The sequence below is a fragment of the Streptomyces sp. NPDC025638 genome (genome assembly GCF_055558775.1).
Genome location: NZ_JBVHLX010000006.1, coordinates 55,925 through 68,887 on the forward strand (window position 1 = coordinate 55,925; position 12,963 = coordinate 68,887).

The 12,963-nt window shown below is 71.2% G+C and carries 11 protein-coding genes and 3 tRNA genes; 8 read left to right on the plus strand and 6 right to left on the minus strand.

Annotated features, from left to right (window positions below; all coding sequences use genetic code 11):
• Positions 1-70 precede the first annotated feature (70 nt).
• Genes purL through purS form a run of 3 tightly spaced genes read right to left on the minus strand, consistent with a single transcriptional unit; the run spans position 71 to position 3,266 of the window.
• Positions 71-2,329, minus strand: coding sequence for a phosphoribosylformylglycinamidine synthase subunit PurL (gene purL / locus ACZ4EG_RS17245; protein ID WP_453556676.1), 2,259 nt, complete (start codon positions 2,327-2,329; stop codon positions 71-73).
• On the minus strand, positions 2,326-3,006 hold the full coding sequence (gene purQ, locus ACZ4EG_RS17250; protein WP_390712307.1) for a phosphoribosylformylglycinamidine synthase subunit PurQ: 681 nt from the start codon (positions 3,004-3,006) through the stop codon (positions 2,326-2,328). Before purQ ends, purL begins: the two co-directional genes overlap by 4 nt.
• On the minus strand, positions 3,003-3,266 hold the full coding sequence (purS, locus tag ACZ4EG_RS17255; RefSeq protein ID WP_363299597.1) for a phosphoribosylformylglycinamidine synthase subunit PurS: 264 nt from the start codon (positions 3,264-3,266) through the stop codon (positions 3,003-3,005). Before purS ends, purQ begins: the two co-directional genes overlap by 4 nt.
• A 342-nt stretch (positions 3,267-3,608) precedes the next feature.
• Here purS and ACZ4EG_RS17260 point away from each other — a divergent pair, with 342 nt between their 5' ends.
• The 8 genes from ACZ4EG_RS17260 to ACZ4EG_RS17295 all read left to right on the plus strand — a co-directional run bounded on the left by ACZ4EG_RS17260 (position 3,609) and on the right by ACZ4EG_RS17295 (position 8,269).
• The gene (locus ACZ4EG_RS17260) at positions 3,609-3,926 is read left to right on the plus strand and encodes a histone-like nucleoid-structuring protein Lsr2 (protein ID WP_263210394.1); all 318 of its coding nucleotides are present in this window, start codon (positions 3,609-3,611) and stop codon (positions 3,924-3,926) included.
• Between the two features lie 137 nt (positions 3,927-4,063).
• Positions 4,064-4,135 (plus strand) — tRNA-Gly (locus ACZ4EG_RS17265).
• A gap of 84 nt (positions 4,136-4,219) precedes the next feature.
• Positions 4,220-4,295 (plus strand) — tRNA-Gly (locus ACZ4EG_RS17270).
• A 119-nt stretch (positions 4,296-4,414) separates the two neighbouring features.
• Positions 4,415-5,527: an ABC transporter ATP-binding protein gene (locus tag ACZ4EG_RS17275; protein WP_467791154.1), complete on the plus strand. Its 1,113-nt coding sequence runs from the start codon at positions 4,415-4,417 to the stop codon at positions 5,525-5,527.
• Positions 5,524-6,303 (plus strand): ABC transporter permease, encoded by a 780-nt coding sequence (locus ACZ4EG_RS17280; RefSeq protein ID WP_467791155.1) that lies wholly within the window; start codon positions 5,524-5,526, stop codon positions 6,301-6,303. Before ACZ4EG_RS17275 ends, ACZ4EG_RS17280 begins: the two co-directional genes overlap by 4 nt.
• 14 nt (positions 6,304-6,317) lie before the next feature.
• Entirely contained in the window at positions 6,318-7,559 is a 1,242-nt protein-coding gene (locus tag ACZ4EG_RS17285; protein WP_467791156.1) for a sensor histidine kinase, read from the plus strand.
• Positions 7,556-8,170, plus strand: a complete 615-nt coding sequence (locus ACZ4EG_RS17290) for a response regulator (RefSeq protein ID WP_453556667.1) — start codon at positions 7,556-7,558, stop codon at positions 8,168-8,170. Before ACZ4EG_RS17285 ends, ACZ4EG_RS17290 begins: the two co-directional genes overlap by 4 nt.
• Positions 8,171-8,193: 23 nt before the next feature.
• Positions 8,194-8,269, plus strand: a tRNA-Gly gene (locus ACZ4EG_RS17295).
• A gap of 47 nt (positions 8,270-8,316) precedes the next feature.
• Here the strand turns inward: ACZ4EG_RS17295 and ACZ4EG_RS17300 are convergent.
• The 3 genes from ACZ4EG_RS17300 to ACZ4EG_RS17310 all read right to left on the minus strand — a co-directional run bounded on the left by ACZ4EG_RS17300 (position 8,317) and on the right by ACZ4EG_RS17310 (position 12,835).
• Positions 8,317-9,216, minus strand: a complete 900-nt coding sequence (locus tag ACZ4EG_RS17300; protein WP_453556665.1) for a phosphoribosylaminoimidazolesuccinocarboxamide synthase — start codon at positions 9,214-9,216, stop codon at positions 8,317-8,319.
• A 70-nt stretch (positions 9,217-9,286) separates the two neighbouring features.
• The gene (locus ACZ4EG_RS17305) at positions 9,287-10,789 is read right to left on the minus strand and encodes a N,N-dimethylformamidase beta subunit family domain-containing protein (RefSeq protein WP_467791157.1); all 1,503 of its coding nucleotides are present in this window, start codon (positions 10,787-10,789) and stop codon (positions 9,287-9,289) included.
• Between the two features lie 183 nt (positions 10,790-10,972).
• Positions 10,973-12,835 (minus strand): hypothetical protein, encoded by a 1,863-nt coding sequence (locus ACZ4EG_RS17310; protein WP_467791369.1) that lies wholly within the window; start codon positions 12,833-12,835, stop codon positions 10,973-10,975.
• Positions 12,836-12,963 lie beyond the last annotated feature (128 nt).

Sequence of the window (12,963 nt, forward strand, 5' to 3'; positions counted from 1 at the left end):
CATCGACGAGCGGGGCCTTCATGCTGCCGCGGGACGATCTCGAAAGGGGATCACGCCCCAGGGACGGGAATCACGCCAGCAGGGACGGGATCGTCGCCTCGTGGGTCTCGCGCAGTTCCGTCAGGGAGAGTGCGAACTCGCCCTGGACCTCCACCGCGTCGCCGTCGACGACACCGATGCGGGTGGCCGGGAGGCCGCGCGCGCCGCACATGTCGTTGAAGCGGACCTCTTCCGAGCGCGGCACGGCGACAATCGCGCGGCCCGCGGACTCGGACAGCAGGAAGGTGAACGCGTCGAGCCCGTCCGGTACGACCAGACGCGCGCCCTTGCCGCTGAGCAGCGCCGACTCGACGACCGCCTGGATCAGACCGCCGTCGGACAGGTCGTGCGCGGAGTCGATCATGCCGTCGCGGGAGGCGGAGATCAGGATCTCGCCGAGCAGACGCTCCCGCTCCAGGTCGACCTTCGGGGGCAGGCCGCCGAGGTGGTCGTGGACGACCTGGGACCAGGCCGAGCCGCCGAACTCCTCACGCGTGTCGCCGAGGAGGTAGAGCAGCTGGCCCTCCTCCTGGAAGGCGACCGGCGTGCGGCGCGCCACGTCGTCGATGACGCCGAGGACCGCGACGACCGGGGTCGGGTGGATGGCCGCCTCGCCCGTCTGGTTGTAGAGGGAGACGTTGCCGCCGGTCACCGGGGTGCCGAGCTGCAGGCAGGCGTCCGCCAGACCGCGCACGGCCTCCGCGAACTGCCACATGACCGCCGGGTCCTCGGGCGAGCCGAAGTTCAGGCAGTCGGAGACGGCGAGCGGCTTGGCGCCTGTCGTCGCCACGTTGCGGTAGGCCTCGGCGAGGGCCAGCTGCGCGCCCGCGTACGGGTCGAGCTTGGCGTACCGGCCGTTGCCGTCCGTGGCGATCGCGACGCCGAGGCCGGTCTCCTCGTCGACGCGGATCATGCCGGAGTCCTCGGGCTGGGCGAGGACGGTGTTGCCCTGCACGAAGTGGTCGTACTGCGAGGTGATCCACTTCTTGGAGGCCTGGTTGGGCGAGCCCACCAGCTTCAGGACCTGGTCCTTCAGCTCCTCGGAGGTCGCCGGGCGCGGCAGCTTGTTCGCGTCGTCCGCCTGGAGCTCGTCCTGCCAGGACGGGCGGGCGTACGGGCGCTCGTACACCGGGCCCTCGTGGGCCACGGTCCGCGGGTCGACGTCGACGATCTTGCCGCCGTGCCAGTAGATCTCCAGGCGATCGCCGTCGGTCACCTCACCGATGACGGTGGCGATGACGTCCCACTTGTCGCAGATCTCCAGGAACCGGTCGACCTTCTCCGGCTCCACGACCGCGCACATGCGTTCCTGCGACTCGCTCATGAGGATCTCCTCGGGCGAGAGCGTGGAGTCGCGCAGCGGCACGTCGTCCAGCGTGACGCGCATACCGCCGGAGCCGTTGGAGGCCAGCTCGGACGTGGCGCAGGACAGGCCCGCCGCGCCGAGGTCCTGGATGCCGACGACCAGCTTCTCCTGGAAGGCCTCCAGGGTGCACTCGATGAGGAGCTTCTCCTGGAAGGGGTCGCCGACCTGGACGGCCGGCCGCTTGGAGGGCTTGGCGTCGTCGAAGGTCTCCGAGGCCAGGATCGAGGCGCCGCCGATGCCGTCGCCGCCGGTGCGGGCGCCGTACAGGACGACCTTGTTGCCCGCGCCGGACGCCTTCGCGAGGTGGATGTCCTCGTGCCGCATGACGCCGATGGCACCGGCGTTGACCAACGGGTTGCCCTGGTAGCAGGCGTCGAAGACGACCTCGCCGCCGATGTTGGGCAGGCCCAGGCAGTTGCCGTAGCCGCCGATGCCGGCGACCACGCCCGGCAGGACGCGCTTGGTGTCGGGGTGGTCGGCCGCGCCGAAGCGCAGCGGGTCGACCACCGCGACCGGGCGGGCGCCCATGGCGATGATGTCGCGGACGATACCGCCGACACCGGTGGCCGCGCCCTGGTAGGGCTCGACGTACGACGGGTGGTTGTGCGACTCGACCTTGAAGGTGACCGCGTAGCCCTGGCCGACGTCGACGACCCCCGCGTTCTCACCGATGCCCACCAGCATCGCGTCGCTCTGCGGGGCCTTCTCGCCGAACTGGCGCAGATGGACCTTGGAGGACTTGTACGAGCAGTGCTCGGACCACATGACCGAGTACATGGCGAGCTCGGCGCCGGTCGGGCGGCGGCCCAGGATCTCGACGACCCGCTCGTACTCGTCCTTCTTCAGACCGAGTTCGGCCCAGGGCAGCTCGACGTCGGGGGTCGCGGCCGCGTGCTCGACCGTGTCCAGAGGCGTCCGGCTCATGCGCCCACCAGCTTCTTGAGGATCGAGGTGAAGAACGGGAGGCCGTCGGTACGGCCCGTACCGATCAGCGGCTCGACGGCGTGCTCGGGGTGCGGCATCAGGCCGACGACGTTGCCGGCCTCGTTGGTGATGCCGGCGATGTCCCGCAGCGAGCCGTTGGGGTTGAAGTCCAGGTAGCGGAAGGCGACCCGGCCCTCGGCCTCCAGCTTGTCGAGCGTGTACTCGTCGGCGACGTACCGGCCGTCCATGTTCTTCAGCGGGATGTGGATCTCCTGGCCGGCGCTGTAGTCGCTCGTCCAGGCGGTCTCCGCGTTCTCCACCCGCAGCTTCTGGTCGCGGCAGATGAAGTGGAGGTGGTTGTTGCCGAGCATCCCGCCCGGGAGAAGGTGGGCTTCCGTGAGGATCTGGAAGCCGTTGCAGATACCGAGGACGGGAAGTCCCGCCTTCGCCTGCTCGATGACGGACTCCATCACCGGCGAGAAGCGGGAGATGGCTCCGGCCCGCAGATAGTCGCCGTAGGAGAAACCGCCGGGCAGCACCACGGCATCGACCTGCTTGAGGTCCTTGTCCTTGTGCCAGAGGGCGACCGGTTCGGCACCCGCGTGGCGGATCGCGCGCCGGGTGTCGCGGTCGTCGAGACTTCCCGGGAAAGTGACGACGCCAATACGAGCGGTCACTTCGCGGCCTCCGCGACTTCCTCCACCTTGACGGTGAAGTCCTCGATCACGGTGTTGGCGAGGAAGGATTCCGCAAGATCGTGGATGCGGGCGAGCGCGGCCTCGTCGACCGGGCCGTCAACTTGAAGTTCGAATCGCTTTCCCTGACGTACGTCGGAGATGCCTTCGAAACCCAGCCGCGGCAGTGCGCGCTGCACCGCCTGGCCCTGGGGGTCGAGGATCTCCGGCTTGAGCATGACGTCGACTACGACGCGTGCCACTGGCACTCCCGGTGTGTGGTGCTGAGCAGGTTCCTTCAGACTACCCGCACAAAATTTCTACGCGAGTAGAGTTGTAGGAAACTACGTGACGGGCATCACGATCAGGTGTCGAACGGGTGCCCTCACCAAAAAATCTGGGAAAGTTCGGCGGTCCACCCGTGGCAGCTATTGCGCTCGGACACGCGGGCGGATTTAGTCGGGCTTCACTTTGCATTGCCGGGCACTGTACAAATGAATTGGCAATAGCCGATACTTTCCCCGTCAACAGGCGGACAGTCGACATCTCCCGGGCGTCTTGGCACGTCACCGCAGAGGGGGTGTCGCACGAAGGGACCGATATTCGTGGCGCAGAAGGTCGTGGTCACTCTCTTTGACGACATCGACGGCTCGGAAGCGGCGGAAACGATCGCCTTCGGACTCGACGGCAAGTCGTACGAGATCGACCTCAATCAAGCCAATGCCAAGAAACTGCGTAAGGCTCTTGAGCCGTACGTGGCGGCCGGCCGCAAGAGGGCGAAGTCGGGCAAGACCTACCGGCAGACCGAGGTCGCTCCCGATCCCGCGGCCGTCCGCGCCTGGGCCCAGGCGAACAAGATGGACGTGCCCGCGCGCGGCCGGATCCCCAAGAAGGTCTACGAGGCGTTCAGCGCCGCCCAGTGACGCCCGCGAGGGGTGAGTCCTCAGGGTCCGTCACCGGGCCCTGAGGACAGCCGACTTGCGCTACCCCCCTGCTGATCAGCTAATGTCTGGAGCACGCCGAGGGGCGAGGCCGAAAGGCCGGATCCCACGGACTACATGCGGGTGTAGTTCAGTAGTAGAACATCCCCCTTCCAGGGGGAAGGCGCAGTGTGCGATTCCTGTCACCCGCTCTGGCACCACCACCGTCACAAGCATGCTTGTGGATCGGGTAGGCTGGTGCTCGCACCGATCGGTGGGAGCCGGTCGGGAGCAGTGCGGACGTAGCTCAGTTGGTAGAGCGCAACCTTGCCAAGGTTGAGGTCGCGAGTTCGAGCCTCGTCGTCCGCTCCAGAGAAGCCCCGGTCTTCATGACCGGGGTTTTTTTTATGTGCCGTCCGTCTGACATTTGTCATGCCGAGTGATGACACCGCGCACTGCTGCCCGGCCCCGCCCGCCGGGACGCTGAGGTCATGGACATCAACGAGCACGAGCACGTGATCGAGGTCACCGACCTCCGGCGTGTCTACGGGGGCGGTTTCGAGGCGGTGCGCGGAATCGATTTCTCCGTGAACCGCGGCGAGATCTTCGCGCTGCTGGGAACCAACGGCGCGGGCAAGACATCGACGGTCGAGCTGCTGGAGGGCCTCACGGCACCAGCGGGCGGGCAGGTGCGGGTCCTCGGCCACGACCCCTACCTGGAGCGGGCCGCCGTACGGTCGCGCACCGGTGTGATGCTCCAGGAGGGCGGCTTCCCGTCCGAGCTGACCGTCGCCGAGACCGCGCGGATGTGGGCCGGCTGCACCAGCGGGGCCCGGCCGCTCGCGAGTGAGCCGAAGGGGCGCGCCGGTGTCGAGGGTGCATGGGGGTCCCCCCTGTTCGAGCGAAGCCGAGAGCTTGGGGGAGCGCGGAGGCCCGAAGGGATGCGCACGGTCGCGGCCTCGACACCGGCTGAAGCGCCCCGGAGGCGAACGAGCCATGAGGGGGCCGAGGCACTGGCGCTGGTCGGGCTGGCCGGGAAGGCCGGTGTGCGGGTGAAGCAGCTGTCGGGAGGTGAGCGGCGCCGCCTGGATCTGGCGCTCGCGCTGCTCGGCGAGCCCGAGGTGCTGTTCCTCGACGAGCCGACGGCCGGCCTCGACGTCGAAGGGCGCCGGGACACCTGGGAGTTGGTGCGGGCGCTGCGCGACACCGGCACCACCGTGCTGCTCACCACGCACTACCTGGAGGAGGCGGAGGGTCTCGCCGACCGGCTCGCGATCCTGCACGAGGGCCGCATCGCCGCCTCCGGCACGCCCGCCGAGGTGACCGCGGGCCGGCCCTCCCGCATCTCCTTCGAACTGCCCCAGGGGTACTTCCTCGGCGACCTGCCGCCGCTCGCCGAGCTGGCGGTGTGCGGGCACGAGGTGGCGGGCAGGACCGTACGGCTGCGGACCCGGGAACTCCAGCGGACGGCCACCGGGCTGCTGGTGTGGGCCGAGCGGGCCGGGGTCGAACTGCGCGGCCTCGACATGCGGTCGGCGTCGCTGGAGGAGGCGTTCCTCGGGATCGCGCGGGAGCAGGAGCCCACGGCAGGAGCAGCGGCATGAGCACCCTCGCACACGCACCGGTGGCCCGGCGGCTGCGCGCCCTGGCCCGCGCCGAACTCACCCTGCTCGGCCGCAACCGCAGTGCCGTCCTCACGGCGCTGCTCGTACCGCTCGCGCTGCCGTTCACCGTGCGGCCCGCGGTCGAGCAGATCGACCTCAAGGCCGAGGGACTGACCGTCGGCACGGTGATGCTGACGGCCTCGATCGGCTTCTCCTTCCTCTTCTGCGTGTACACCGCGCTGGTGGGCTCCTTCGTCACCCGCCGCGAGGAACTCGTCCTCAAGCGGCTGCGCACCGGCGAACTCCGGGACATGGAGATCCTCGTCGGCACGGCCCTGCCCGCGGTCTGTGTCGGACTCGCCCAGGCGCTGGTGCTGTCCGTGGGCTGCGCGGTGCTCCTCGACGCGGGGGCGCCCAGGGCACCGCAGCTGGCCGTCCTCGGCGTCCTGTCGGGCCTGGTGCTGAGCGCCGCGTTCGCCGCCCTCACCTCGGCCTTCACCAGGACCACCGAGAGCGCCCAGGTCACCGCACTGCCCCTGGTGCTCGTGTCGATGATCGGCTCGGGCATCGCGATCCCCACCGAGGTGCTGCCCGACCGGCTCGCCTCCGTCTGCGACCTCCTCCCGCTCTCCCCCGCCGTCCGGCTGGTCCGCGCGGGCTGGACCGGCCATCTCGGCGCGTACGAGGTGCTGGGCTCCGTACTGACCACGCTGGCCTGGACCGTTCTGGCGGTGTTTGCTGTACGGCGGTGGTTCCGGTGGGAGCCGCGGCGCTGAGTACCGGGGAGCACATGGTGGGGCGGATACGGCGGTTGCATCAGCGTCACTGGCGGGAGCGCAGCAAGGCGGAGCGCGTCGAGCTGCAGAGCGTGGTCACCTGGCACGCCACCATCTGGGTGCTTCCGCTCAGCTGGCTGATGCTGCCGCTGGTGGGCGGGCTCGACCGGCGGCCCGTGCCGATGGTGCTCGGCGGGCTGCTGGTCGCCGTCGACCTGCTGCAGTGCGCGGCCGCGAGCCGGCTCGTCCGGCCCGCGCTCGACCACTACCTGGGGCGCGCCGAACTGCCGCCCCGCTCCCAGCGCGCCGCCGCCGTCCTGCTCGGCCTGGCGCTCGCCCTGATCATGGCGCTCGCCGCGGTCGACGGGACCGATCCGCTCACGGCCCGGCTGACGATCGCGGCGGTGCTCGTGCCGTTCGGGCTGCCCTACGCGCTCACCGTGTCCGTCCCGGTGTTCCTGCGCCGATCCGCGGTCCTCACGGCGCTGATCGTGGGCGCCCTCTCGATCGTGCGCCTGGACGGTCTCGGTGTCCTCGCCACGACGGTGGTGTGCGGCTTCGCCACCGGCTTCGCCCTGACGGCCGCGCGCTGCGGCGCCTGGACCCTGTCCGTGCTCTGGGAGGCGGAACGCGCCCGCGAGATCGAGGCCCGGCTCGCCGTCGCCGAGGAGCGGCTGCGGTTCGGACGGGATCTGCACGACGTCCTGGGGCGGAACCTGTCCGTGATCGCCCTCAAGAGCGAGCTGGCCGTGCAACTGGCCCGGCGGGAGCGGCCGGAGGCCGTGGAGCAGATGATCGAGGTACAGCGCATCGCACAGGAGTCGCAGCGGGAGGTGCGCGATGTCGTACGGGGCTATCGGGAGGCCGACCTCGATGTCGAACTCGTCGGCGCGCAGGGCGTGTTGACGGCGGCCGGGGTCGAATGCGACATCACCGGTGCCGCCGACGGGCTGCCCGCCGACGTGCAGTCCGCGCTCGGCTGGGTCGTGCGGGAGGCCACCACCAACGTGCTGCGGCACGGGGACGCCATGCGATGTGCCGTGAGTCTGCGGGTGCTGGAGGGGCGTGTGGTGCTGACGGTGGAGAACGACGGAGCGTCCGCGGCCCCCGACGGGGGAGGGGGTTCCGGGCTCGCGGGGCTGCGGGAGCGGCTGGCCGTGGTGGACGGGACCCTGACGGCGGGCGCCGTCGGGGAGGACGGGTTCAGGCTGGTGGCCGAGGTGCCCGTGGCGAGTGTGAGTGGAGTTGCGTCATGAGTTCCCCGGTACGGCTGTTGCTCGCCGACGACGAGCATCTGATCCGCGGGGCGCTGGCCGCGCTGCTCTCCCTGGAGGACGACCTCGTCGTGGTCGCCGAGGCGGCGACCGGACCCGAGGCACTCGCCATGGCGCGGGCCCATGAACCGGACGTGGCGGTCCTGGATCTTCAGATGCCGGGCGCCGACGGTGTGAAGGTCGCCACATCCCTGCGGGCCGAACTGCCCGGCTGCCAGGTGCTGATCGTCACCGGTCACGGGCGGCCCGGCCATCTGAAACGGGCCCTTGCGGCAGGTGTGCGCGGGTTCGTCCCGAAGACCGTCAGCGCCCAGCGGCTCGCGGAGATCATCCGTACCGTGCACGCCGGAAACCGCTACGTCGACCCGGAGTTGGCCGCCGACGCGATCTCCGCCGGGGACTCGCCGCTGACCGCGCGCGAGGCCGAGGTCCTGGAGCTGGCCGCCGACGGGGCACCGGTCGCGGAGATCGCCGAGCGGGCCGTGCTGTCGCCGGGGACCGTGCGGAACTACCTCTCCTCGGCCGTGACGAAACTCGGGGCCGAGAACCGCCATGCGGCGGTCCGTCTCGCACGGGAGCGAGGTTGGGTATAGTTGCTCTCGCGCAGCAGCGCAATGCGGACGTAGCTCAGTTGGTAGAGCGCAACCTTGCCAAGGTTGAGGTCGCGAGTTCGAGCCTCGTCGTCCGCTCCAGCAAGGCCCCCGGTTTCCCGGGGGCCTTTTGCGTTACGCCCATTGCGTTACGCCCAGCTCAGGCCCGTCAGGCGCTCGTACGCCTCGACGTACTTCGCCCGGGTGGCGTCCACGACCTGCTGGGGCAGCGGCGGCGGGGGCTGCTCGCTCTTGCGGTCCCAGCCGGACTCGGCGGAGGTCAGCCAGTCGCGCACGAACTGCTTGTCGTACGACGGCTGCGCGCGGCCCGGCTGCCACTGGTCGGCCGGCCAGAAGCGGGAGGAGTCCGGGGTGAGGACCTCGTCGGCGAGGACGAGGGTGTCTGACTCGAAGCCGAACTCGAACTTGGTGTCCGCGAGGATGATCCCGCGGTCACGGGCGATGTCCCGGGCCCGGTTGTAGACGGCGAGGGTGGTCTGGCGCAGCTGGGCGGCGGTGTCCGCGCCGACCTGCCGGGCGACCTCCTCGTACGACACGTTCTCGTCGTGCTCGCCGACCTCGGCCTTGGTGGCCGGGGTGAAGATCGGGGCGGGCAGCTCGGAGCCGTCGACGAGGCCCTCGGGCAGGGCGAGGCCGCAGACCGTACGGGACTCCTGGTACTCGGCGAGGCCCGAGCCGGTGAGATAGCCACGGGCCACGGCCTCGACCGGGATCATCCGCAGGGACTTGCAGACCAGGGTGCGGCCCGCCCAGTCGGCGGGTGCGCCCGCGGGCAGCTCGGTGCTCAGGACGTGGTTGGGGACCAGGTCGGCGAGCTGGTCGAACCACCACAGGGAGAGCTGGGTGAGGACGCGGCCCTTGTCGGGGATCTCGGTCGGCAGCACCCAGTCGTAGGCGGACATGCGGTCGCTGGCGACCATCACGAGGTCGCCCGCCTCGTTCTGGTACAGCTCGCGCACCTTGCCGGTGTGCAGATGCACCAGACCCGAAACCTGGATCGGCTCGGGCTTTTCGACGAATCCGGACACGGTTCCTCCCCGTGGTTCTGTCCAAGTGGCTCGATTGTCCCGTATGGGGTGGCCGGTCATGGACAGCGGGTCAGTCGCGCTTGCAGATTCGGTCCAACAGGTTGGCGGTGGCCCGCTGGATACGGGGGTCCACGTGTCCCGGCCGGTCCAGGGCCGGTGACCAGGCGAAGGTCCCCGACGCGAAGACCAGGGCGCCGGAGGGCGCGCGGTACAGGGAGGTCTCCTGGTGGCGCTGGACGCCGTCGTTGTCGGTGTAGGGGGAGTGGGCGAGGAGGATGCGCTCCTCGTGGTCGGGGAGCGGGGTGCGCGGGAAGTAGCGGTCGGCCTCGCCGGCCACCAGGCCCGCCAGCTCGTCGCCCTCGGCGGCGCCGGTCGCCTCCCACAGCCAGTGGCCGGCGTTGCGGACGACCAGCGGATGGGGCTCGGGGACCCGGCCCGCGTACTGGATGCCAACCAGCTGTTGTTCGGGTCGGTCGATCTCGCGCCAGAGCACCGGCCGACCCGGCCCCTTGCGCTTGCGGCAGGTGAGCAGGCGGTCCGGCACGCCGGAGGGGGCGGGGCCCAGCTCCACCTGCCAGTACATGGTGTTGGCGGAGAGGAAGACGAGCGAGGTGCCGCTCTCGCGGGCGATCTCCACCGTGCGGCGCATCTGGGTCGACCAGTACTCGTCGTGGCCGGGGAAGACCAGGCCCCGGTAACGGGTGGGGTCGACGCGTCCGGCGTGCAGATCGCGGGCGTCGGCGTAGGCGAGGTCGTAGCCGTACCGTTCCGCCCAGCGGATGAAGTCGTAGGCGTGGCCGACGTGCAGGGGCAGGCCCGCGCCCGCGTACGGGCGGTCGAAGGAGACCGTGGTCGCGGCGTCGGCCTCGCCGAGCAGCCGGCCCTTCTCGTCCCAGGCGTGGTAGAGGCTGGCGCCGGTGTGGCCGTCCTCCGGGTAGAGGTTGTAGGCCTGCCAGGTGATGTCGGGGAGCAGCAGGAGCAGATCCGCGGGGTGGTTGTCGCGGACCGTGAACGGCACGTGGGAGCGGTAGCCGTCGGCGGTGGTGAGGACGGCCACGTAGGCGCCGTTGCTCCAGTACGACGGGATCTGCAGCCGCCAGGACAGCCACCAGTGGTGGCAGGAGACCGTGCGGTCGGCGGTCAGCGGCGGGGGCTGGACGATGCCGGAGAGCCGGGGGCTGGTGGTGATCTTGGCGGCGCCGTCGCCGCCATAGTGGCCGATGCGGTAGATGTCGACGCCGAACTGCTGGGGCGGGTCGACGGTGATGTGGAAGTCGACCGCCTCGCCGGGCGCGACCGCGCCGGTGGAGGTGAAGCCCTTGATCTGGCGGTGGACGTCGTCCGCCGAGCGGGGGCCGCCGGAGGGGCGCGGAGCCGGCACTCGCGGCCTGCCGGTGCCCGTCGGGGGCGCGTGCTGCTGGGTCGCGTCCACGTACCAGGGGACGACATGGCCGGTGTCGTCGAAGTAGGTCTCGCTTCCGCGCAGCCAGGGAACCGGTCCCAGGCCGAAGGGGTCCGTGACGGCGTGTGCGAGTGCCCCCGACTCCCAGCGGCGGATCTGCTCGGATCCCATGATCGCTCCCCTCCCTCGGGCCCCCGTGCTGTGCGTGCGATGCGGCTGTCGTATGTCGTAAGCCCTTGCCATGTGCGCGATCGGTCCCAGCACATCACATAACGCACGCGCGCGGTCACTATTCGTTGCGAATTGACCTGAAATGGAAGAAGGCACTCCGCTACGACGGACCATCGTCCGAGGTCAGACGAGCCGTACCGGCTTCTCCGGGCGTATCCCCGACTCGATCAGCCAGGCTCGAAGCGGGTCCGGATCGCCTTCCTCGGTCAGGCTGAGCACCCGGGAGGCCAGATCCGCGGCCCGCTCGCCGTTGATGAGGAGGGACGGGCCGTCGAGCCAGTCCAGGCCCGGGACCGCGCCCGCCGTGTCCATCGCGGCGCAGCACACCATCGCCGTGACGTGGTCGGCGAGGAGCTCGCGGGCGGTGCGCGGGGGCTGGAGGGGGAACAGGGGCAGGGCGCCGTCTTCCCACAGGCCGGTGTCGGGGCCCTGGCCGGGGCGGGCCGAGCCGGTCGGCGGTGCGGAGGCGCAGGCGGAGGCCTCCTCACGGGCCAGCTCCGCGCTGAGCCGCGCGGCGAGGGCGGCACCGCGCTGGTTCTCGGAGTCGCCGTCGGGCTCGTCGTCGTATGCGGCGGTGTCGGGGAAGGGCCGGTCGTAGCCGCCGTCTTCGCCGCCTACGCCCTCGGGCGCCTTGTCCTCGTCCTCCGCGGCCATCGCGTCTCCCTCGCCGCACGCACCGGCCGGAGAGGGGCCGTCGTCGGCCTCGTCCGGGGGATCCGACAGGTGGTCGAGGACGCGGGAGAGGGTCGGGCCGCCGGGGGCCGGGGCGGTGGGGTCGGGGGTGGCGCGGACACCGAGGGAGTCCAGGACGCGGTGGAGACGGGCCGCGTCGGTGCGCCACTTCCGGTCCACGACCTCGTCCGGGTACTCCTGCCAGTCCACCGGGGACCAGTCCGGGCCCTGCTCCGCGGGGCCGCCGTGGAAGAGGCGGGCGGCGAGCAGGGAGGCGGCCTCGTCCACAAGGCCGGGCTCTTCCAGCAGATCACAGGCGGGACGCTCGCCGAGCCGGGAGGCGAAGCCCTCGGCCAGGCGATCCCGCCGGGACAGCTCGGTGAGCGCCGCCACCACGCCCGCGTCCAGCCGGGAGGGCCAGCGGCCCATCCGCCAGGCCGGCAGCGCGACCCGGGTCAGCAGCCGGTCCCAGCCCGCGTACGCCAGCCCCACCTGTTCCTGGGCGACGATCCGCAGGCCGTAATCCACAGCCTGTGCACGCTCGGCGGCCGCGGCGGCCACGCCCCTCTCCATCTCGGCCGCGTGCTCCCGGCAGCCGCGCAGCATCAGTCGCGCCACCCAGCCGACGCCCGCGAGCACGGAGCGGGCGAGCGGGCCGCGCCCGGGTGCGGAGGTCACGGCGACCGCCGCGTCCAGCCCCCGGACGAAACGGCGGGCGGCCGCTATGTCCGGGTGCGCCGAGGGGCCCGTACCGGCAACGACCGGAGCGAGCACCGCGCGCAGCTCGCCGACCCGCATCCACCACAGGAACGGGGAGCCGATGACGAGGACGGGCGCGGCCGCCGTACGGCGCTGGGCGCGCCGGCCAGGGTCCGCCAGCTCGTCGTGGTGCTCGGGCGGAGGCGGGCCGTGCGCGGGGTGGGTGCGGTCCTCCAGCCAGCTGTCGCAGTCCGGGGTGAGCGCTATGGCGGAGGGCGCGGGCACGTCGAGCCGGTCGGCGAGGTCACGCACCATCCGGTACAGGTCGGGGGCGGACTCCTCCAGGATCGCGACCGTCGGGCTCACGGCCGGGCGGGAGCGGGCCACGATCAGCGCGATGCCCGCGGCGGCCAGCAGCACCAGCAGGGCGACCCCGCTCATGGTCCAGCGGGCGAGGTCCCAGCCGCTGCCGGGCAGATGGCCCGTGGAACCGCCGGCCAGCAGGATCACGGCGACGGCCGCGGGCAGCAGGGCCACGGCCAGCGCCCGGCCGCGGATCCGCAGCACGGCGAGGGCCCGGGACCGCGCCGCCTGCGCGCCCGCCTCCACACCCATTCCGGTCACGACCGGAGGTCACCCCCTCGCTGATGCCACTGATGCCCTGGTGCTGTCCTGGCGTTGCTCACTCCCCCACTGTGGCACCCGCCGGAGACATCGCAATGCCGGTGGGCCAAGTGCCGGAA

Excerpts from the sequence above, each read along its gene's own strand:
- purL (WP_453556676.1), bottom strand. The coding sequence starts at position 2,329 with ATGAGCCGGACGCCTCTGGACACGGTCGAGCACGCGGCCGCGACCCCC.
- ACZ4EG_RS17275 (WP_467791154.1), top strand. The coding sequence starts at position 4,415 with ATGGACATCAACGAGCACGAGCACGTGATCGAGGTCACCGACCTCCGG.
- ACZ4EG_RS17280 (WP_467791155.1), top strand. The coding sequence starts at position 5,524 with ATGAGCACCCTCGCACACGCACCGGTGGCCCGGCGGCTGCGCGCCCTG.
- ACZ4EG_RS17310 (WP_467791369.1), bottom strand. The coding sequence starts at position 12,835 with ATGGGTGTGGAGGCGGGCGCGCAGGCGGCGCGGTCCCGGGCCCTCGCC.
- ACZ4EG_RS17305 (WP_467791157.1), bottom strand. The coding sequence starts at position 10,789 with ATGGGATCCGAGCAGATCCGCCGCTGGGAGTCGGGGGCACTCGCACAC.
- ACZ4EG_RS17290 (WP_453556667.1), top strand. The coding sequence starts at position 7,556 with ATGAGTTCCCCGGTACGGCTGTTGCTCGCCGACGACGAGCATCTGATC.
- ACZ4EG_RS17285 (WP_467791156.1), top strand. The coding sequence starts at position 6,318 with ATGGTGGGGCGGATACGGCGGTTGCATCAGCGTCACTGGCGGGAGCGC.